This window comes from Actinomadura sp. WMMB 499 (genome assembly GCF_008824145.1).
GTDB lineage: Bacteria > Actinomycetota > Actinomycetes > Streptosporangiales > Streptosporangiaceae > Spirillospora.
Genome location: NZ_CP044407.1, coordinates 4,652,714 through 4,673,198, shown reverse-complemented (window position 1 = coordinate 4,673,198; position 20,485 = coordinate 4,652,714). Strand labels below are relative to the sequence as shown.

The 20,485-nt window shown below is 70.2% G+C and carries 17 protein-coding genes; 9 read left to right on the top strand and 8 right to left on the bottom strand.

What is annotated here, in order from left to right; translation table 11 throughout:
• Window positions 1-495 precede the first annotated feature (495 nt).
• From F7P10_RS20595 to rsmG, 3 genes are all read right to left on the bottom strand, one after another.
• Window positions 496-1,527, bottom strand: a complete 1,032-nt coding sequence (locus F7P10_RS20595; RefSeq protein ID WP_151011224.1) for a ParB/RepB/Spo0J family partition protein — start codon at window positions 1,525-1,527, stop codon at window positions 496-498.
• The gene (locus F7P10_RS20590) at window positions 1,524-2,342 is read right to left on the bottom strand and encodes a ParA family protein (protein ID WP_254716784.1); all 819 of its coding nucleotides are present in this window, start codon (window positions 2,340-2,342) and stop codon (window positions 1,524-1,526) included. The genes F7P10_RS20595 and F7P10_RS20590 overlap by 4 nt, the downstream gene beginning before the upstream one ends.
• Before the next feature lie 266 nt (window positions 2,343-2,608).
• Window positions 2,609-3,289 carry a 16S rRNA (guanine(527)-N(7))-methyltransferase RsmG gene (gene rsmG, locus F7P10_RS20585; RefSeq protein WP_176611904.1) on the bottom strand — a complete coding sequence of 227 codons (681 nt, stop codon included), beginning with the start codon at window positions 3,287-3,289 and terminating at the stop codon, window positions 2,609-2,611.
• Window positions 3,290-3,471: 182 nt separating this feature from the next.
• On the opposite strand from rsmG, the gene F7P10_RS20580 reads away from it, so the two are divergent.
• The gene (locus F7P10_RS20580; protein ID WP_151011221.1) at window positions 3,472-3,984 is read left to right on the top strand and encodes a DUF6458 family protein; all 513 of its coding nucleotides are present in this window, start codon (window positions 3,472-3,474) and stop codon (window positions 3,982-3,984) included.
• Between the two features lie 180 nt (window positions 3,985-4,164).
• Here F7P10_RS20580 and F7P10_RS20575 read toward each other — a convergent pair whose 3' ends face one another.
• Genes F7P10_RS20575 through rpmH form a run of 5 tightly spaced genes read right to left on the bottom strand, consistent with a single transcriptional unit; the run spans window position 4,165 to window position 6,572 of the window.
• Window positions 4,165-4,653: a R3H domain-containing nucleic acid-binding protein gene (locus F7P10_RS20575; RefSeq protein ID WP_151011218.1), complete on the bottom strand. Its 489-nt coding sequence runs from the start codon at window positions 4,651-4,653 to the stop codon at window positions 4,165-4,167.
• Window positions 4,654-4,690: 37 nt separating this feature from the next.
• Window positions 4,691-5,713, bottom strand: a complete 1,023-nt coding sequence (yidC, locus tag F7P10_RS20570; protein ID WP_151011215.1) for a membrane protein insertase YidC — start codon at window positions 5,711-5,713, stop codon at window positions 4,691-4,693.
• Window positions 5,706-6,065 carry a membrane protein insertion efficiency factor YidD gene (yidD, locus tag F7P10_RS20565; RefSeq protein WP_151011212.1) on the bottom strand — a complete coding sequence of 120 codons (360 nt, stop codon included), beginning with the start codon at window positions 6,063-6,065 and terminating at the stop codon, window positions 5,706-5,708. The genes yidC and yidD overlap by 8 nt, the downstream gene beginning before the upstream one ends.
• The gene (gene rnpA, locus F7P10_RS20560; protein ID WP_151011210.1) at window positions 6,062-6,421 is read right to left on the bottom strand and encodes a ribonuclease P protein component; all 360 of its coding nucleotides are present in this window, start codon (window positions 6,419-6,421) and stop codon (window positions 6,062-6,064) included. The genes yidD and rnpA overlap by 4 nt, the downstream gene beginning before the upstream one ends.
• Window positions 6,422-6,434: 13 nt before the next feature.
• Window positions 6,435-6,572, bottom strand: a complete 138-nt coding sequence (gene rpmH / locus F7P10_RS43405) for a 50S ribosomal protein L34 (RefSeq protein WP_151011207.1) — start codon at window positions 6,570-6,572, stop codon at window positions 6,435-6,437.
• 727 nt (window positions 6,573-7,299) lie between these two features.
• Here rpmH and dnaA point away from each other — a divergent pair.
• The 8 genes from dnaA to F7P10_RS42530 all read left to right on the top strand — a co-directional run bounded on the left by dnaA (window position 7,300) and on the right by F7P10_RS42530 (window position 20,467).
• Window positions 7,300-9,576: a chromosomal replication initiator protein DnaA gene (gene dnaA / locus F7P10_RS20550; RefSeq protein ID WP_151011204.1), complete on the top strand. Its 2,277-nt coding sequence runs from the start codon at window positions 7,300-7,302 to the stop codon at window positions 9,574-9,576.
• A gap of 662 nt (window positions 9,577-10,238) precedes the next feature.
• The gene (gene dnaN / locus F7P10_RS20545; protein WP_151011201.1) at window positions 10,239-11,381 is read left to right on the top strand and encodes a DNA polymerase III subunit beta; all 1,143 of its coding nucleotides are present in this window, start codon (window positions 10,239-10,241) and stop codon (window positions 11,379-11,381) included.
• Window positions 11,382-11,494: 113 nt separating this feature from the next.
• Window positions 11,495-12,415: a phosphogluconate dehydrogenase (NAD(+)-dependent, decarboxylating) gene (gnd, locus tag F7P10_RS20540; protein ID WP_151011198.1), complete on the top strand. Its 921-nt coding sequence runs from the start codon at window positions 11,495-11,497 to the stop codon at window positions 12,413-12,415.
• A gap of 128 nt (window positions 12,416-12,543) precedes the next feature.
• Window positions 12,544-13,668, top strand: a complete 1,125-nt coding sequence (gene recF, locus F7P10_RS20535; protein ID WP_151011194.1) for a DNA replication/repair protein RecF — start codon at window positions 12,544-12,546, stop codon at window positions 13,666-13,668.
• 145 nt (window positions 13,669-13,813) lie between these two features.
• Window positions 13,814-14,386, top strand: a complete 573-nt coding sequence (locus tag F7P10_RS20530; RefSeq protein WP_151011191.1) for a DUF721 domain-containing protein — start codon at window positions 13,814-13,816, stop codon at window positions 14,384-14,386.
• A 482-nt stretch (window positions 14,387-14,868) separates the two neighbouring features.
• The gene (gene gyrB, locus F7P10_RS20525; RefSeq protein WP_368077491.1) at window positions 14,869-16,797 is read left to right on the top strand and encodes a DNA topoisomerase (ATP-hydrolyzing) subunit B; all 1,929 of its coding nucleotides are present in this window, start codon (window positions 14,869-14,871) and stop codon (window positions 16,795-16,797) included.
• A 94-nt stretch (window positions 16,798-16,891) separates the two neighbouring features.
• A complete protein-coding gene (gyrA, locus tag F7P10_RS20520) occupies window positions 16,892-19,387 on the top strand; it encodes a DNA gyrase subunit A (protein WP_151018176.1) in 2,496 nt (831 codons plus the stop codon).
• A 42-nt stretch (window positions 19,388-19,429) separates the two neighbouring features.
• On the top strand, window positions 19,430-20,467 hold the full coding sequence (locus F7P10_RS42530; protein ID WP_254715925.1) for a DUF3566 domain-containing protein: 1,038 nt from the start codon (window positions 19,430-19,432) through the stop codon (window positions 20,465-20,467).
• Window positions 20,468-20,485: the final 18 nt, after the last annotated feature.

Here is a 20,485-nt window from a genome sequence, read left to right as displayed (position 1 = left end):
TGGCCGGTGGTGCGCGGGGGCGGCGCGTGGGCCCGGCGCGGTACATGACGGACGCCACGACCCGCGAGAGGCGGCGCGACGGTCGTCGCGTCGGGCGACGACCGTTGCCGACGGCTCTCCGGGCGTCGGTGTCGGGCGACCGTCCTTGCGGCGGGTCGGGGCACAGCCGTTCAGTGATCGCCGACGCGGACGAACCCGTCGGCCCGTTTCACGTGAAACATCGCGGTGGGCTCTCTGCTCGTCGATCGCCGACCCCTGCCTGCGTGGCATGCCCGGAGCGTCATCCGTCGAAGCGGAATGGGCGTCCCGTCGCCGGCGCAGGCATGCGTCAGCGCCCGTCGATGGACGGGCGCATCCTGGGGGACCGGGCGCCGCGTTTCACGTGAAACATGGCGGCGCGGGGTGCGTCAGGAGCACTCCTGGGCGGGCGCCGTGTTTCACGTGAAACCGCGGCCGAGGCCGCGGCGGGCCTCGGCGGTCGACGCTCAGGGAAGGTCAGGGAAACTGGGGGTCGTCCTCGTCGGAGACCATGGACCTGATGATGCGGTCGAGGTCCTCGCGGGTGGCGAACTCGACGACGATCTTGCCTTTGCTCTTGCCCATGTCCACGCGGACGCGGGTGTCGTAGCGGTCGGACAGGCGGTCGGCGAGTTCCTGGAGGCCCGGGTCGGCCGCCTTCTTCCGGCGGGGCTGCCGGGTCGGCTCCTCGTCCCCGATCTCCTGGAGTTTGATCATCTCGTCGAGGCTGTGGACGGAGATCCCCTCGGCGATGACGCGGGTCGCCATGCGCTCCTGCTTCTCGGGGGTGTCCAACCGGAGGAGCAGGCGGGCATGACCGGCCGACAGGAGACCCGCGGCCACGCGATTCTGGACCTTCGCGGGGAGGTTCAGGATCCGCAGGGTGTTGGTGATGTGCGGGCGGGAACGGCCGATGCGCTTGGCGAGCTCCTCGTGGGTGGCGCCGAAGTCGTCCAGGAGCTGCTGGTACGCGGCCGCCTCCTCCAGCGGGTTGAGCTGCTGGCGGTGGAGGTTCTCCATGAGGGCGTCGCGGAGCAGATCGTCGTCGCCGGTGTCGCGGACGATCGCCGGGATGACGTCCAGGCCGGCCTTCTGGGACGCCCGCCAGCGCCGCTCGCCCATGATCAGTTCGTAGTCGAACTTCTCGGTGACGCCCGTCGCCTTGTGGTACTTCTCCGTCGCCTTCCGGCGGACCACGATCGGCTGGAGGAGACCGACGATCGCGATGGAGTCGGCGAGTTCCTGCAGAGCGTCTTCGTCGAAGTGGGTGCGCGGCTGGCGCGGGTTGACCGCGATCTGGTCGACCGGGACCTCGGCGAAATGGGCGCCGACGACGGGGGCGACGTCCGGGACGCCGTCGGCGACGCGGGGCCCGCCCTCCTGCCCCGTCCCGTTGGGGGCGGGCTCGCCGCCGCCCGGGGTCACCGCCTCCTCGGGCGGCGGGGGCGGGGCGGTCGGGATGAGGGCCCCGAGGCCCTTGCCGAGACCGCGACGTGGCTGAGGACTCACTTCGCCGCTCCAGCGTGCGCCATCTCCGAGGCGGCCTCGCTGTAGGCGAGGGCACCGCTGGAACCGGGGTCGTAGGTCATGACCGACTGCCCGTAGCTGGGCGCCTCGGAGACGCGGACGCTGCGGGGGATGACCGTGTTGAGGACGACGTCACCGAAGTGGTTGCGGACGTCTTCGGCCACCTGCGCGGCGAGACGGGTCCGGGCGTCGTACATGGTGAGCAGGATCGTCGACACCTTCAGTTTCTGGTTGAGGTGCGCCTTGACGAGGTCGACGGTGCGGATCAACTGGCCGAGGCCCTCCAGCGCGTAGTACTCGCACTGGATCGGGATGAGCAGTTCGTCGCCGCCGACGAGGGCGTTGACCGTGAGGAGGCCGAGCGACGGCGGGCAGTCGATCAGGACGTAGTCGAACTGCTCGGTCTCGTAGGACTCCAGCGCGCGGCGCAGGCGGGATTCGCGGGCGACCTTGGAGACGAGTTCGATCTCCGCGCCGGCGAGGTTGAGGGTCGCCGGGGCGCAGTGCAGGTTCGGGATCTCCGGTGCGGGGACGACGATGTCCTCGAGCGCCGAGTCCTCGATGAGGACGTCGTAGATCGACGGGATCTCGGCATGGTGATCGATGCCCAGGGCGGTCGACGCGTTGCCCTGCGGGTCGAGGTCGACCACGAGCACCTGGGCGCCGTGCATGGCGAGGGACGCGGCGATGTTCACCGAACTGGTGGTCTTGCCGACGCCGCCCTTCTGGTTCGCGATGGTGATGACCCGGCACCTGTCGGGCCTCGGCCATTCCTTGTCGATCGGCCGCGTCTTCAGCGCGGTGCCGGTTGTTTCACGTGAAACATCGACGTCCTTGAGCGCCTCGCGCACGAGTTCTGACTCCCCCTGAGATGGTCCGTTGCGCAGACCCGGCGGTTGAGTGCCGGAGTTCGTCGGGACATATCCGACGTTGTCCGCGGTACCGGATGTCGTGTTGCCCCACAGCGCGTGCCCGGACGGCGTGGTGGCGGACGGCTGGTCGGCGGGGGATTCGTCGGCGGTTTCGTCGGCGCGGTCAGGCCGGCCCAGTCCCGGTCCCGTGCTCATGAAGACCTCTTCCTCGACCTTTTGGCACGCCGGGGCGCGCGTTGCTGTCGCCCGACAACCCCTCCGCGGCCGGCGACGACGCGGACGAGCGTTGTCGGCGGCTCGACCCTACCGCGACCGACTTGCACCAGTTCGGCCGTAGGCACACCGAATCGCTTCAGCACGGCCTGCGCCTCGTCGAGCTCGACCGCCGCGCGCTCGCCCTTGAGGGCGAGGAGTTCGCCCCCCGGTCGCAGCAACGGCAGCGCCCACGTGGCGAGACGTTCCAGCGGTGCGACGGCCCGCGCGGTGGCGACGTCCACCGCGTAGTCGTCCACGACGTCCTCGGCCCGCGCGCGGCGGACCTCGACGTTGCGGAGTCCGAGCAGGTCGACGCACTCGGTCAGGAACGTGGTGCGGCGCAGCAGTGGTTCGAGAAGGGTGATCCGCAGATCGGGGCGGACGATCGCCAGGACGACGCCCGGCAGTCCGGCGCCCGATCCGATGTCGACGACGTGAGCATTCTCGGGCACCGCCTCGGCCACCACCGCGCAGTTGATCAGATGGCGTTCCCAGAGGCGGTCGACCTCCCGCGGCCCGATCAGGCCGCGCTCGACTCCGGCGTCCGCGAGGAACGCCGCATAGCGCTCCGCGACGGGCAGCGCATCACCGAAAACCTCACGTGCAATCCCCACCATCCGAATCGTTCCACAAAACCCCGCGGGTGCGTACACGCGAAACGTCCTGGGGAGGGGTCCCGGTCCGCATGCGCACCCGACCCTGTCCATATGGCAAGAACCACATCACCCCTCCGCATATTCGCGACGACCCGGGTAGAGGCTTTCGTGTCGCCCGCCAGCCCCCTGGAAGGAGCTCCGGTATGGGAATCGGAGTCAGTCTCGCGTTCATGGCCATCGGCGCCATCCTGGCGTTCGCACTCCGGGTCGACCTCAGCGGCGTCAACATCCAGATGGTCGGGTGGATCCTGATCCTCGTCGGTGTGATCAGCATGCTGTTCACCCTCAAGTACACGCGGCCGCGCCGCGGCACCGGCCGGATCACGGGCGCCGACCCCGCCTACGGAGACGAGCCCGGCACGGTCGTCCACGAGGAGCACATCATCCAGGACCCGCCGGCCGCGGGCCGTCCCTCCGAACGCGTCGAGCGCGTCGTCGAGCATCCCCCGGGCCCCAGCGCCACCCACGGCCAGGACGAACTCGACCCGTCCATCGCCCAGGATCCGGCGTACGCGCAGAACCGGGGACACATGCAGGCTCCGCGCCAAGGGGATCCCCCGACGACGCGCGTGCAGGACCCCGTGGAGGAACAGGTGGAGGGTCCGGCCACGGCCCGGCGCCCCGCGCGGCGGTTCACCCGTACCCGTCGCCCCTGACCCGGGCTTCACGAGAACCACTCGGTGTGCCGCGGGCGGCGGTGCACACCGAGTTCGGGAGGGGCCCCGCGTGCTTTGGTCGGGGCGCGGGCCCCTCCCTCCACCGCCGGTAACGCGGAACGGCCCCGATGATCGAGGATCATCGGGGCCGTTCCGCGTTCGTTCAGGCGGGGCGCTCGCTCACGAGGGGTGGACGACCACGTAGCGGCCGGGCTCCTCGCCCTCGGACTCGCTCCGCAGGCCCGCCGCCGCCACGGCGTCGTGCACGATCTTCCGCTCGAAGGGGGTCATCGGCGCGAGCGGCTTGGCCTCCCCGCTCTGCTTCACGTCGTTCGCGACGTCCGTGCCCATCTTCGTCAGCTCGGCGCGGCGGCGTTCCCGGTACCCGCCGACGTCGAGCATCAGGCGGGTGCGGTTGCCCGTCTGGCGGTGGACGGCGAGACGCGTCAGTTCCTGCAGGGCCTCCAGGACCTCGCCGCGCTTGCCGACCAGCTCGTCCAGGGACGCCCCGACGACCGCGACGATCGCGCGCTCGCCCTCGACGTCCATGTCGATGTCGCCGTCGTAGTCACCGATGTCCAGCAGGCCCTCGATGTAGTCGGCGGCGATCTCGCCTTCCTGCTCGAGCGCCTGGACGTCTACCTCGGTGGCGTCGGTCGTCTGGCTCAACGGGGTCTCCTTCTGCGGCACGGGCTCGGGGTTCAAACTAGCGTTTCTGGCTGCCGCTGCGCTTGCTCCGCGGCTTGCGGGTCGGCTGGTTCCGCACGACCTTCTCCTTGACCTCGGGTTCGGAGACCTCTTCCTCCGCGCCCTTCTTCTTCAGGTCGGCCTTCGTGCCGGAGGTCGCCTTGCCGTTCTTCGCACCGGCCTTCGCACCGGCCTTCGTCCCCGCGGTCCCCTTCGCGCCGGCCTTCGTCCCGGCCTTGGCGCCCGACTTCGTGCCGGGCTTGGTGTCGTCGCCGGTCGCGTTCAGCGGCGGGTACTTCTTGTAGATGTAGTGCTGCTGCGCGAGGGTCCAGCTGTTGGACGTCACCCAGTACATGAGCACGCCCAGCGGGAAACCGAGGCCGACCAGACCGAACAGCGGCGCGAGGAAGACCATCATCTTCTGCGCCTGCATCATCGGGTTGGCGTCGTCGGTGATGGGCTGCCGCTTCATGCTGGCGCGCATCGTGAAGAACGTCGTGATGGAGCTGATCACGACGGCGATGGCCGTGATGACGAGCGCCGTCCAGCTCTTGGGGTCGGCGCCCCAGGCGTTGAGGAACGTGTCCGGGATATGGGCGCCGAAGATGCTGGCGTGCTGGGCGCTCTGCACCAGGTCGGCCGACATCGCGAAGACGCTCTCGCCCCGCTCGGCGTCCGAGATTTTCTGGAGGGTCTGGAAGAGGCCGATGAAGACGGGCATCTGCACCAGGAGCGGCAGGCAACCCGACAGCGGGTTCGCGCCGTTCTCCTGGTAGAGCTTCATGGTCTCCTGGTTGAGGCGCTGCTTGTCGTTCTTGTACTTCTTGCGCAGCGCCTGCACCTTGGGCGTCAGTTCCTGCATCTTCCGCGAAGCGTGGATCTGCTTCACGAAGAGCGGGACCATGACCAGCCGCAGGAAGACGGTCAGAAGGATGATGGACCCGCCCCAGGCCCATCCACTGTCCTTCGGCAGGAAGGTGCTCAGCCCCGTGTGAATCCACACGATGAGCTGAGAGACGATCTCGTACAGCCAATCAAGCACCGGGCAGCTCCTTGGACTCTGCTAGGGCGGGGCCGCTCTCCGCGCGGCCGGAGTTCGAAGAAGCCGCCGCCGGCGCCTTCTTCGGGGGCACCGGGTCGTACCCCCCGGGGTTGAAGGGGTGGCACCGACCGATCCGGCGGGCCGTCAGCCACGTGCCGCGCGTCGCGCCGTGCGCCTGGAGTGCTTCCAGGCCGTACGCGCTGCAACTGGGGTGGAAGCGGCACTGCTGCCCGAGCAGCGGACTCAAGAAGCGGCGGTAGGCACGGACGAGAAGGATCAGCACCGCCGCGACGGGACCGGGAGGCCCGTCCGGGTGCTGCGCGGGGTTCGGGTCCCGCCGCCGACTCCTCATCTCCGCCCCTTGGACGCGGGCCGCAGCAGCCGGTCGATCGCCGACTCGAGATCCGCGGCCAGTTCGTCAGGACGCGCCGTCCCCGACGGGGGGTTGGCGCGTACAACCAGCAGGCTACCCGCTGGCAACCGCTCGAGGTGCCCCCGCATCAGGTGCCGGAGCCGGCGCCGCACCGAGTTGCGGACGACGGCGTTGCCGACGGCGCGCGACACGATGAAGCCGACGAGCGGCGGGGCCGTCGGCTCGTCCCGGCGGAGCAGGTGTGCGACGACAGTCGGCCGTCCGGCGCGGCGACCGCGCCGGACGGCCCGTGTGAAGTCGTCCCGCCGCCGCATCCGGTGTCCGGAGGGCAGCACGGTGGGAAAGGGCTCAGACCGCGACCCGGGCGCGGCCCTTGCGGCGGCGCTCGGCGAGGATGCTGCGCCCGGCACGCGTGCGCATCCGCAGCCGGAAGCCGTGCTTCTTGTGGCGACGACGGTTGTTCGGCTGGAAAGTACGCTTGCTCACTTGAGGCTCCAGTGCTGCGGTCGGCTCGTAAAAGACTCGATGGCTCGCATCTAGGGCCGCGTCTGGTCCCCCGCAGCGGGGGCCCACCCGTTCGTCCCAGCGGGGCCGTCGGCGGGCACGCGGCATCTCCGTCGATGCGTCTCGACCTCGCCACATTACGGGCTCACCAAGTACCCGGTCAAACGGAGCAGTCCTCGGCACCGGGGCGGCGGGGGGCGTGCGCGGCGGGCGTGCGCGGCGGGCGTGCCCCGCAGTTATCCACAGGCGGTGAGCGGGATGTGCCTTCCGTGTACGGGTCCACTCGAGTCGGCCCGCCTCTCGACCCGGCTCGCGGGTTCGGCAGGGGCGCAGGCGGGCGAGGTGGACGGTGTGCGACTCCTGTTGCGGGTGTGCCGGACACCGGCTAGGGTCTTCCGGGCGAGCCGACACCCCCTTCGGACATCTGTCGTCGGCATCACACGCTGAATCTTCCCCGTACCTGAACCCTCTTTTCTGCGCCGGTCCTGCCGTGACCGGGAACCTCGCGATCGTTCGTCCAGTGCGCGCCTGAGAGTTATACACAGGTGCCGCTTGTTTATGCACAGCATGTGGAAAACTCTGTGGACAACTCGTGAGAGAGTAGGGCTTCCGCATCGCGGACGTGCCCCACGAGGCAGAACGCAAGCCGCGGAAGAGCCGGGCAGTCAGGTACTCCGTTCGACGGAGATGTGGGGAGGGGACCTTGCGCATGGACGGTCAGGATCTCGGATCGGTCTGGGCCCGTACCCTCACCGCGCTGTCCGAGAGTGATCTGTCTCCGAGCTACCGCGCATGGCTGCCGATGGTCCGCCCCCTGGCCCTCGTCGAGGGCACCGCCCTCCTCGCGGCGCCGAACGAGTTCGCCAAAGACGCCCTGGAAACGCGGCTGCGCAGCCTGATCACGCAGGCCCTGTCACATGAGCTGGGGCGCGAGATCCGGGTCGCGGTGACCGTCCAGCCCGAACCGCCGGCGCCCTCGGTGCCCGGCCCCGGCGGCGGTCCCCGCGCGGGCGGGGAGCCCCTGTCCGCGCCGATCCCCGGCCCCGCCCCCCACGAACCGGCGCCTTCCTCCTACGGCGAACGCCCCCACGAGGGAGAGCGCACCTTCCCCGAGCAGCAGTACGGCGACGCGCAGTTCTCCGACCGCCCGTTTCCGGAGCAGCCGTACGGCGAGCCCGGGTACCGGCAGCAGCCCGGGGTTACCCACAACCCCGGGGGTTATCCACAGGGGGAGGACGACCGTGGATGGCCGCAGCGCGAGAGCGAGCATGGAGGCGGCTATCCCTCGGCGCCCCGGCAGGCCCCGTTCGGGTCATCGCGCCCCGGCCCGTTCGACGGCCGCCAGGCATACCGGGCACGCCCTCCCGGATCGGGCGAGTACGGCGGGGAGGGGTACGGCAACGACGGTTACGGCAGTTCCGAGAACTCCGGCTTCGGGGGAGGCGAGGGGTACGGCGCCGAATACGGCGGCGCGGAGGGGTTCGGCGGCGAGCGTCCAGGGCGGCCGCCGCACGCGCCCTCGCACCTGAACGACCGGACGCTCGGCCCGCTCCGCCGCGGCGGCGGTGTCCCCGAGGAGCCGAAGGAGCGCGAGCCGGGCCCCGACACCAGGCACGGCGAAAACTCCTACCTGGGGGCCGAGGGCCCGTACCCCGGCGCCGACCAGCAGTACCCGGAGCAGTACCGCGGGGAGGAGACGTACCGCGACGAGGACACCGCCGATGCGCGAGGGCCCGGCCCGGGGACGTCCGGTGGTTCCGGCGGACCGCACGGCGGCGCACCGCGCAGTGCGTCCGGCCATGGCCCAGGTGGATCGGGTGGACCGGTCGGCGCGACCGGTGGCGGCGGTCCCGGCGGGGGTCCCGGCGGGGGTCCGGGTGGCGGTCCGAGTGGCGGGGGCCCCGGCGGTGGGACGCACGGTTCCGGCGGTGCGTCGGGGACGTCCGAGCACGCGCGGCTCAACCCGAAGTACACGTTCGAGACGTTCGTCATCGGATCCTCGAACCGGTTCGCGCACGCGGCGGCGGTCGCGGTGGCGGAGCAGCCGGCGAAGGCGTACAACCCGCTGTTCGTCTACGGCGACTCGGGCCTCGGCAAGACGCACCTCCTCCATGCCATCGGCCACTACGCGCAGAGCCTCTTCAACGGGGCGCGCGTCAGGTACGTGAGCTCCGAGGAGTTCACGAACGACTTCATCAACTCGATCCGCGACGGCAAGGCCGATGGGTTCCGCCGCCGCTACCGGGATGTGGACATCCTCCTCGTCGACGACATCCAGTTCCTGGAGGGGAAGGAACAGACGCAGGAGGAGTTCTTCCACACCTTCAACACCCTCCACAACGCCAGCAAGCAGATCGTGATCTCCAGCGACCGTCCGCCCAAGGAGCTGGTGACGCTGGAAGACCGGCTGCGCAACCGGTTCGAGTGGGGGCTGACGACCGACGTCCAGCCGCCCGAGCTGGAGACGCGGATCGCGATCCTGCAGAAGAAGGCCCGGCAGGAGGGCCTGGCCGCGCCACCGGACGTCCTGGAGTTCATCGCCTCGCAGATCGCGACGAACATCCGGGAGCTGGAGGGCGCGCTGATCCGGGTGACGGCGTTCGCGAGCCTGAACCGGCAGTCGGTGGACATGCGGCTCGCCGAGATCGTGCTGAAGGACCTGATCCCGAACGACACCGGGCCGGAGATCACTGCGGCGATGATCATGGCGCAGACGGTCGAGTACTTCGGGACGACGATCGACGACCTGTGCGGGCCGTCGCGGTCCCGGATGCTGGTGACCGCCCGGCAGATCGCCATGTACCTGTGCCGCGAGCTGACCGACCTGTCCCTGCCCAAGATCGGGCAGCAGTTCGGCGGCCGCGACCACACCACGGTCATCCACGCGGACCGGAAGATCCGCTCCCTGATGGCCGAGCGGCGCGCGATCTACAACCAGGTCACGGAGCTGACCGGGCGGATCAAGCACCAGGCGAGCAAGCACTGACCACAGGGGCGCCGACCTGTGGAAAACTCCCTCTCCGTGGCTGTGGACGGCCGCCGTTCCCATTGTCCACAGCCGCCGGGCAGAACAGAAACGACATATTCGACCCTCTCGGCAAAACGGGAGCGGTTACTCACAGGTTGTGGAAAACTCTGGGGATTTTCGTGGATAACCCCGTGGACAACCCGTGGAAAACCTGAGGATGAAGTGTGGACGACTGTGGACGGGCTGTGCACCGGCGCCCGCGCCTTGGGGAAAACCAGTGGAAAAGCTGGGGACGACCTGGGGACGAGCGGTGGACGAACGAGCCGCGGGCTCACGCGTACCGCCGAATCCGGCCGACCGGACCGGAGAACCCGTGGAAAACTCGTGGATAACTTGGGGATGACCTGGGGACGGCCTGTGGGCACAGAATCGCCCTCCACAGGCGGCCCTCGTCCTCCACAGCTCGTACACAGGCCACCCGTGGACAAAAATACGGGGTCTCACCTGGGACGATGGCCTCTGTCCACACTGTCCACAGCCCCTACTACTAAGACCACACCTGTTCTCTACCCAAGAAAAGATTCACCTCAACTCCGGGCCTGGGGAAAACGTGCCCCGAACGCTCGGGCCGAGGTGCTCGCATCGAACCGTTGTCCGACACCTGCAGGAGGCGGGTCCCCTTGAAGTTCCGCATCGACAGAGACGCCCTCGCCGACGCCGTGGCCTGGACGGCCCGCACGCTGCCGCCCCGTCCCCCGGTCCCGGTGCTCGCGGGCATGCACATCGAGGCCGGCGGGGAGGGCAACGAGGACCGGCTCCGGCTCTCCGCGTTCGACTACGAGGTCTCCGCGCAGGTCTCCACCGACATCGAGGTCGAGGAGGCCGGGACCGTCCTGGTGTCGGGCCGGCTGCTCGCCGAGATCAGCCGGAACCTTCCTCCCCACCCTGTGGAGATCACCACCGACGGGGCGAAGGTGATGGTGCGCTGCGGCAGCGCGAAGTTCACACTCCTCACCATGCCTGTGGAGGACTACCCGACCCTCCCGGAGATGCCGCCCGCCGCGGGCTCGGTCGGCAGCGACGAGTTCGCCGCCGCCGTCTCGCAGGTCGCGATCGCCGCGGGCAAGGACGACACGATCCCCATGCTCACCGGCGTCCGGGTCGAGATCGAGGGGGAGACCGTCACGCTCGCGTCCACCGACCGGTACCGCCTCGCGGTCCGCGAGCTGCACTGGAAGCCCGAGCGTCCCGACTTCTCCGCCGTCGCGCTCGTCCCCGCCAAGACGCTCGCCGACACCGCCAAGTCGCTGACGTCCGGCGCCGAGGTGTCGATCGCGCTCGGCGGCACGTCCGGCGCCGGCGACGGCATGATCGGTTTCGCGGGCGGCGGCCGCCGCACCACCTCGCGGCTGCTCGACGGCGACTTCGTCAAGTACCGGTCGCTGCTGCCGAGCGAGTACGCCGGGCACGCCGAGATCCACACGGCGCCGTTCATCGAGGCCGTCAAGCGCGTCTCGCTCGTCGCCGAACGGAACACGCCCGTCCGGCTGTCGTTCCGCCAGGGCGAGGTCGTCCTGGAGGCCGGGACGGGCGACGAGGCGCAGGCCGTCGAGGCGCTGGAGGCCGAGCTGGAGGGCGAGGACATCGACATCGCCTTCAACCCCGGCTTCCTCCAGGAGGGGCTGCAGGCGATCGGCTCGGACGTCGCCCGGCTGTCGTTCACCACCCCGACCAAGCCCGCCGTGCTCACCGGCAAGCCGCCGGAGGAGGGGTCGAACCCGAACTACCGTTACCTGATCATGCCTGTGCGTCTGTCCGGGTAAGGCGTGATTCCCGGGCATCACAGGGGGACGGACGATCCGCGGGGGAGACGCCCTCGCGGATCGGCGCGCGTCCGGACCGGCGCGCGCGCAGACGAGCACAGGGGAGAGTGAGCATGGAGCTGGGCATCATCGGCCTGGGCAAGATGGGCGGCAACATGGCCGAGCGGCTGCGCCGCGGCGGCCACACGGTCGTCGGCTACGACCGGGATCCCGCGCTGAGCGACGTCGGCTCGCTCCGCGAGCTCGCGGAGCGGCTGTCCCCGCCGCGCGCCGTGTGGGTGATGGTGCCCGCCGGCCGTCCCACCCAGGACACCGTCAACAGCCTCGGGGAGATCCTCGACGAGGGCGACATCGTCATCGACGGCGGTAATTCACACTATGTGGACGACCAGAAGCACGGCGAGGAGCTCGCGGCCAAGGGGATCGGCTTCGTCGACTGCGGCGTCAGCGGCGGCGTGTGGGGACTGGAGAACGGCTACGCGCTCATGGTCGGCGGCGACGAGGAGCATGTCGCGCGCCTCATGCCGATCTTCGAGACGCTCAAGCCCGAGGGCGATTTCGGGTTCGTCCACTCCGGCAAGGTCGGTGCGGGCCACTTCGTGAAGATGGTCCACAACGGCATCGAGTACGCGATGATGCAGGCCTTCGGCGAGGGCTACGAGCTGATCGAGGCCAGCGACGTCGTCACGAACGTGCCGGAGACCTTCCGCAGCTGGCAGGAGGGCACGGTCATCCGGTCCTGGCTGCTCGACCTGATGAACCGCGCGCTCGCCGAGGACCCCGAGCTCGACGACATCCGCGGTTACGCGAACGACTCCGGCGAGGGCCGCTGGACCGTCCAGGCCGCCGTCGACCACGCCGTCCCGCTCCCCGCGATCAGCGCGTCCCTCTTCGCCCGCTTCGCGTCCCGCCAGGACGACTCCCCCGCGATGCGCGTCGTCGCCGCCCTGCGCAACCAGTTCGGCGGGCACGCCGTCGAGGCCGCGAAGGGAGCCGACTCCCCCGGCGCCGACGTGAACCCGCCCACCGTCTGACGCACGGTTATCCACAGCCTGTGGTTTCCGTGCGCCCGGGCGCGGGCGGGCTGGACACTCGAAGTGGGGTCGGCCCCCCTGGGCGGGCGGGGATCGTTCATGGGGTGTGAGGCTCTACGCTCGTCTCCGTGCACGTCGCCCACCTCTCGCTCCAGGACTTCCGCTCGTACGCGACCGCCGAGGTCGCGCTCGAGCCGGGGGTCACGGCGTTCGTGGGGCCGAACGGCCAGGGCAAGACGAATCTGGTCGAGGCCGTCGGGTACGTCGCGTCGCACGGCAGCCACCGGGCCGCGACCGACGCCCCGCTCGTCCGGCACGGCGCACCGCGCGCGATCGTCCGCGTCGGGGCGGTGAAGGACGACCGCAAGGCGCTGATCGAGCTGGAGATCAACCCCGGGAAGGCGAACCGGGCACGGTTGAACCGGTCCCCCGTCCCCAGGCCGCGCGAGATCCTGGGCATGCTGCGGACCGTCCTGTTCGCCCCCGAGGACCTCTCGCTCGTGAAGGGCGACCCGGGAGAGCGGCGCCGGTTCATGGACGAGCTGCTGACCGCGCGCGCGCCGCGCTTCGCGGGGGTGCGGTCCGATTACGACCGCGTACTCAAGCAGCGCAACGCCCTGCTGAAGTCGGCGGCCGCGCACCGGCGCGCGCCGGGCCAGGAGGTTCTCGCGACCCTGGACGTGTGGGATTCGCATCTCGCCCGGACGGGCGCCGAGCTTCTGGCCGCGCGGCTCGACCTCGTGGGCGCGCTCCAGCCGCTCGTCGCGCGCGCGTACGCGGCCCTGGCCCCGGGAAGCGACGTCGCGGATCTGCAGTACCGGAGTTCTCTGGGCGACGCCGAGTTGTCCACAGACCGTGGAAAACTCGCCGAGCAGCTGCTGTCGGCCGCGGCCGACACGCGGAAGCAGGAACTGGAGCGGGGCGTCAGCCTCGTGGGCCCGCACCGTGACGAGCTCGTCCTGCGGCTCGGCGAACTGCCCGCGCGCGGCTACGCGAGCCACGGCGAGTCGTGGTCGTTCGCACTGGGGCTGCGGCTCGCCGCGTTCGACCTGCTCCGGGCGGACGGCGACGACCCGGTGCTCATCCTCGACGACGTGTTCGCCGAACTGGACGCGGGCCGCCGCAGCCGCCTCGCCGAGATGGTCGCGCCGGCCGAACAGGTCCTGATCACCGCCGCCGTCCCCGCGGACGTCCCGGACGAGCTGACCGGCGCGACGTTCACCGTGTCCGGAGGCGACGTCGTCCGCGACTGACCGCGTCCGCGACTGACGTCGTCCGCGATCGTCGTCCGCGATCGTCGAGCGGTGACCGGTGGGGGCGCGGGACGGCGCGTCCGGCAGGGATGTCGTCGGGTGCGGCCAGAATGGTCGTCCACAGGCTGTGGGAAGGAGGGGGGACATGAGCGAGGATCCACAGGATGTGGACGGCACCGGCGACGCTTCGGCGTCCGGCGAACCGGACGAGCCCGGGACATCGGAGGCGTCCGGGACGCCCGGAACGTCCGGCAAGTCGGGGATCGAACTGGCGCGGGAGGCGCTGGCGCAGGCCAAGGCGGACGCGCTCAAGCGGGGCACCCTCCCGGGCCACAAGAACCGGCGCAAGAGCGGCGGTCCGCCGGTGCGGAACCGGGAGCCGGGGCGCGGCGGCGATCCGAAGCAGTTCGGGGCCGCGATCCGCGACCTGCTGGCGACACGCGGATGGGAGCAGCGCGCGGCGGTCGGCGGCGTGTTCGGCAACTGGGCCGCGATCGTGGGGCCCGAACTGGCCGAGCACACGCGCCCGGAGCATTTCGAGGACGGCGAGCTGACGATCGCCGCCGACTCGGCGACGTGGGCCACGCAGCTCCGGCTGCTGTCGTCGAATCTCGTGCGGCGGCTGAACCTGGAGCTGGGGCACGGGACGGTCCGCCGCGTGAAGGTGGTCGGGCCCGCGTCCGGCCCGCGCCGAGGCGGCGCGTGGCGCGCCCGCTGACCCACCGCCCCCGGCCACCCAGGCACGCCCGACACGCGCAGCGTGCACGCGCGCACGGCACGCGCGCGGCGCGCACCCGACACCCCTCACACGCCCGCCCCGCCGCAAGCCTTTCGGCGCCGAACCTTGTCAGTGCCGGGTGAGAACATCTGTTCGGGATGCAGGGCGACGAGTTCGGCGACGAGTGCGCCGTAGGCCAAAGAAACCCCCCAGAGTCATGGGGGGATGTGCCTCCGGTTCCACTCGGCCGCCACACGCGCACACAGCGCCGCGTGAGTGCCACTTTTCGCCGTGCGACCCGGTAGAATGACATCGGGTACAGGATGCTGCGCCGCCGTGGGGTGCCCGGGGCTCTGACCAGGTGTGATCAGAGCACAAGGGGTGCCCTGAAGTGTGTTACGGGGCACACCGCGCTCCCTCCGGGCGCGGGGCGGCAGACATCCCCGGCAGGAGGATCTCCTTTGGCGTACGACGCTAGTTCGATCACTGTCCTCGAAGGTCTCGAGGCGGTGCGCAAACGCCCGGGCATGTACATCGGATCGACCGGTGAGCGCGGCCTCCACCACCTCGTCTACGAGATCGTGGACAACGCCGTCGACGAGGCCCTGGCGGGCTTCGCCGACGACATCGTGGTGACGCTGCTGGCCGACGGCGGCGTGAGCGTGCTCGACAACGGGCGCGGCATCCCGGTCGGCGAGCACCCGGTGGAGAAGCGGCCGGCCATCGAGCTGGTGCTGACCACGCTGCACGCGGGCGGCAAGTTCGACGGCAAGTCCTACGCGGTGTCCGGCGGCCTGCACGGCGTCGGTTCCGCGGTGGTGAACGCGCTGTCCACCAGACTCGAGGCGGAGGTGCGGACGGACGGGTACGTCTGGCGGCAGTCGTACACCTGGCAGGGCCCGGAGACGGAACTGCGCAGGGGCGAGGAGGCGTCGGACACCGGCACCCGCATCACCTTCTGGCCCGACCCGGAGATCTTCGAGACCACCGAGTGGAACTTCGAGACCCTGTCGCGGCGCATGCAGGAGATGGCGTTCCTCAACCGCGGGCTGGCGATCACCCTGCGGGACGAGCGTCCCGAGCACGCGGACGGCGACGACGGCGACGAACCGCGGGTCGTCCGGTACCACTACGACGGCGGCATCGAGGACTTCGTCCGCTACATCAACGCGCGCAAGGACGCCGTCCACGAGTCGGTGGTCTACTTCGAGGACCACACCGACGGCATGTCCGTCGAGATCGCGATGCAGTGGAACTCGTCGTACGCGGAGTCGGTGCACACCTTCGCGAACACGATCAACACGGCGGAGGGCGGCACCCACGAGGAGGGGTTCCGGGCGGCGCTCACCACGATCGTCAACCGGTACGCCCGCGACAAGGGGCTGCTGCGCGACAAGGACGACAACCTGACCGGTGAGGACGTCCGCGAGGGGCTCACCGCGATCATCTCGATCAAGCTGGCCGACCCGCAGTTCGAGGGGCAGACGAAGACGAAGCTCGGCAACACCGAGGCGAAGTCGTTCGTCCAGCGGGCCTGCAACGTGTTCCTCCGCGACTGGTTCGAGGAGAACCCGGGCGAGGCCAAGGAGATCATCAACAAGGCGTCGCAGGCGGCGCGCGCGCGAGTCGCGGCACGGCAGGCGCGGGATCTGACGCGCCGCAAGAGCCTGCTGGAGACGACGTCGCTGCCCGGCAAGCTGTCGGACTGCCAGTCCACCGACCCGGCGAGGTCCGAGCTGTACATCGTCGAGGGCGACTCGGCGGGCGGCTCCGCCAAGGGCGGCCGGGCGGTGCAGTTCCAGGCGATCCTCCCGATCCGCGGCAAGATCCTGAACGTGGAGAAGGCCAGGATCGACAAGATCCTGAAGAACAACGAGGTGCAGGCGATCATCACGGCGCTGGGCACCGGCGTGCACGACGAGTTCGACATCTCCCGGCTCCGCTACCACAAGATCATCCTGATGTCGGACGCCGACGTCGACGGCCACCACATCAACACGCTGCTGATGACGCTGCTGTTCCGGTTCATGAAGCCGCTGATCGAGGCCGGGCACGTGTACCTGTCGCAGCCGCCGCTCTACAAGATCAAGTGGGACTCGCGCGGCAACGAGGTCGACTACGCGTTCTCCGATGCCGAGCGGGACGCCGTCATCGAGGCGGGCATCGCCGCCGGCAAGCGCGACCCGCGCCCCCGCGACCTGGTGCAGCGGTTCAAGGGTCTCGGCGAGATGAACGCCAACGAGCTGTGGGACACCACGATGAACCCCGAGAACCGGGTGCTCCTGCAGGTCCAGCTCGACGACGCCGCCCAGGCCGACGAGCTGTTCAGCGTGCTCATGGGCGAGGAAGTCGAGCCGCGCCGCGAGTTCATCCAGCGCAACGCCAAGGACGTGCGGTTCCTCGACATCTGAGATGCGGGGACGGGCCGGGCTCCCGGCGGCCCGAACCGTAGCGGCGAACGTACTTTCTTTCCTTCAAGCAGAAGAGGTCAGCTAAGTGACGGACATGACCACGGCGGGCGGACACCCGAACGAACGGATCGAACCTGTCGACATCCAGGTCGAGATGCAGAAGAGCTATCTCGACTACGCGATGTCGGTCATCGTCGCGCGCGCGCTCCCCGAGGTCCGCGACGGGCTCAAGCCGGTGCACCGCCGCGTCCTGTACGCGATGTACGACGGCGGGTACCGTCCCGACCGCGGATACTTCAAGTGCGCCCGCGTCGTCGGCGACGTCATGGGGAACTACCACCCGCACGGCGACTCGGCCATCTACGACGCGCTGGTCCGCCTGGCGCAGCCGTGGTCGATGCGGTACCCGCTCGTGGACGGCAACGGCAACTTCGGCTCGCGCGGCAACGACCCGGCCGCCGCCATGCGCTACACCGAGTGCCGGATGGCACCGCTGGCGATGGAGCTGCTGCGCGACATCGACAAGGAGACCGTCGACTTCACGCCGAACTACGACGGCCGCTCGCAGGAACCGGACGTCCTGCCGTCGCGCTACCCGAACCTGCTGGTCAACGGGTCCGCGGGCATCGCCGTCGGGATGGCGACCAACATCCCGCCGCACAACCTGCGGGAGGTCGCCGACGGCGTCCGCTGGTACCTGGACAACTACGGCGCGTCCGACGACGAGCTGCTCGAGGCGCTGATCGAGCGGATCAAGGGCCCCGACTTCCCGACCGCCGCGCTGATCGTCGGCCGCAAGGGCATCGAGGAGGCGTACCGCACCGGCCGCGGCTCGATCACGATGCGCGCGGTCGTCGAGGTCGAGGAGATCCAGGGCCGCGCCTGCCTCGTCGTCACCGAGCTGCCCTACCAGGTCAACCCCGACAACCTCGCGCTCAAGATCGCCGACGGGGTCAAGGAGGGCAAGCTCGACGGCATCGCGGACGTCCGCGACGAGACGTCCGGGCGGACGGGCCAGCGGCTCGTGATCGTCCTCAAGCGGGACGCGGTCGCGAAGGTCGTCCTCAACAACCTGTACAAGCACACCCAGCTGCAGGAGACGTTCGGCGCGAACATGCTCGCGCTGGTCGACGGGGTTCCCCGCACGCTCCGCCTCGACCAGTTCGTCCGGCACTGGGTCGCGCACCAGATCGACGTCGTCGTCCGCCGCACCCGGTTCCTGCTGCGCAAGGCCGAGGAGCGCGCCCACATCCTGCGCGGCCTGCTCAAGGCCCTCGACCGCATCGACGAGGTCATCGCGCTGATCCGCCGGTCGCCGTCGGCGTCGGAGGCCCAGCAGGGCCTGATGAGCCTGCTGGAGATCGACGAGATCCAGGCGCAGGCCATCCTGGACATGCAGCTGCGCAAGCTCGCCGCGCTGGAGCGCCAGCAGATCACCGACGAGTACGACAAGCTCATGGCGGAGATCGCCGACTACAACGACATCCTCGCCTCGCCCGAGCGGCAGCGGCGGATCGTCGGCGACGAGCTCGCGCCGATCGTCGAGAAGTTCGGCGACGAGCGCCGCACCGAGATCATCCCGTTCGACGGCGACGTGTCCTACGAGGACCTGATCGCCGAAGAGGGCGTCGTCGTCACCATCACCCGCGGCGGCTACGCGAAGCGCACCCGCACCGACCTGTACCGGGCGCAGAAGCGCGGCGGGAAGGGCGTGCGCGGCGCCCAGCTGAAGCAGGACGACATCGTCGACCAGTTCTTCGTCACCACGACGCACCACTGGATCCTGTTCTTCACCAACAAGGGCCGCGTCTACCGGGCCAAGGCCTACGAGCTGCCGGACTCCGGCCGCGACTCGCGCGGCCAGCACGTCGCGAACCTGCTGGCCTTCCAGCCGGACGAGCACATCGCCCAGGTGATGGACCTGCGCGACTACGAAGTGGCGCCCTACCTGGTGCTCGGCACCAAGAAGGGCCGCGTCAAGAAGACCGCGCTGAGCGACTTCGACTCGCCCCGCACCGGCGGCATCATCGCGATCAACCTGGTCGACGACGACGAGGTGATCGCGGCGCGGCTCGTCGACTCCGACGACAACCTGCTGATGGTCTCGACCGGCGCGCAGGCCATCCGGTTCCGCGCCGACGACGACTCGCTCCGCCCGATGGGCCGCGCGACGTCCGGCGTGATCGGCATGCGCTTCGAGGAGGACCAGGAGGTCCTCAACATGCTGGTCATGCGGGGCAGTGAGCAGGACGTCCTGGTCGCCACCGACCGCGGCTACGCCAAGCGGACGCCCGTCGACCAGTACCCGCTGCAAGGACGTGGGGGTAAGGGAGTCCTCACCGCTAAGATCGTTGAGGCGCGCGGCATGTTGGTAGGGGCCCTCATGGTCGGCCCGGACGACGAGGTGTTCGCGATGACGTCGAACGGCGGCGTCATCCGTACCACCGCCGCCGAGATCAAGCAGTCCGGCAGGCAGACCATGGGCGTGCGGCTGATGAACCTCGCGGACGGGGACAGCGTCGTGGCCATCGCGAGGAACGTAGAGTCCATGGATGACGCAGAGGAAGCCGACAGTGGCGAGGACGAGTAAAGGAGCCGGCCTCGTCCCGCCACTAGGCCAGGAGGACGACACGTGAGCACCGAGCCCGGCGAGAACAAGGGCGGCACCGGCAAGGGGAGCGCGAAGAAGACCGGCGGCAGCGGGACGGTCGCGGCCGCCGCCTCCGCCAAGCCGGGCCGCGACGAGGCGAAGGCCGACACCGGCCCGGCGGAGGAGACGAGGACCGACCTGGCCAAGGTGGAGAACGACCCGGAGCCCGCCCCGGGCGCCAAGTCGGACGACACCCCCGAGGACGTTTCGGCGGACGCCGAGGCCACGAACTCCGCGAAGGGATCGTCGAACTCCTCGGGCTCGCCGGCCTCGAAGCGGACGCCGTCCGCTGCGGGCTCCCCGAAGGACGCTCCGGCCACGGTGTCCGACATGAAGGCGGCGCCCGCGGCGAAGAGCCCGTCGTCCGGTCCGTCCGGTTCCGACTGGACCAAGCCCGCCGAGCCGGCCGCCTCCGTCTCCGCGGGCCGCACCGAGCAGCCGTCCCCGCCGCCCGCCCCGCAGGCCCCGTCGGCCCCGCCCGTCCCCGCTGGGGCGCAGGCGTCGGCGTCCGGGCCGAGCGGAGCGTCCGGCGGCTTCGCGGGCACCGTCCTGCGCGACCGTCCGGCCCCCGCCGGGGGGCAGCGCGGCCCGTCCGGCGCGTCGGGCAAGCCCGGCGGCAAGGGCGGCAAGGGCGACGGCAAGCCGGCCCGCAAGGCGCAGCTGCAGCTGGCGCGGCTCGAGCCGTGGTCGGTGATGAAGTTCAGCTTCGTCCTGTCGCTGGTCTGCTTCGTCATCCTGCTGGTCGCGGTCGTCGTCCTGTACGTGATCCTGTCCGGTCTCGGCGTGTTCGACGCGCTCAGCGAGACGATCAACAGTCTCACCGAGGAGCAGGACGGCTCGTCCGGCGGCGTCGACGCCGCGGGCTGGTTCTCCTTCTTCCGCGTCTTCGGCTACACGGTGCTGGTGGGCGCCCTGAACGTCCTGCTCATCACAGCCCTGTCGACGGTCGGTTCCGTCATCTACAACCTCGCCGCCGATCTCGTCGGCGGTGTCGAGGTGACCCTCAAGGAGGCCGAGTAGTCCCAGCGCGCCCGCTCG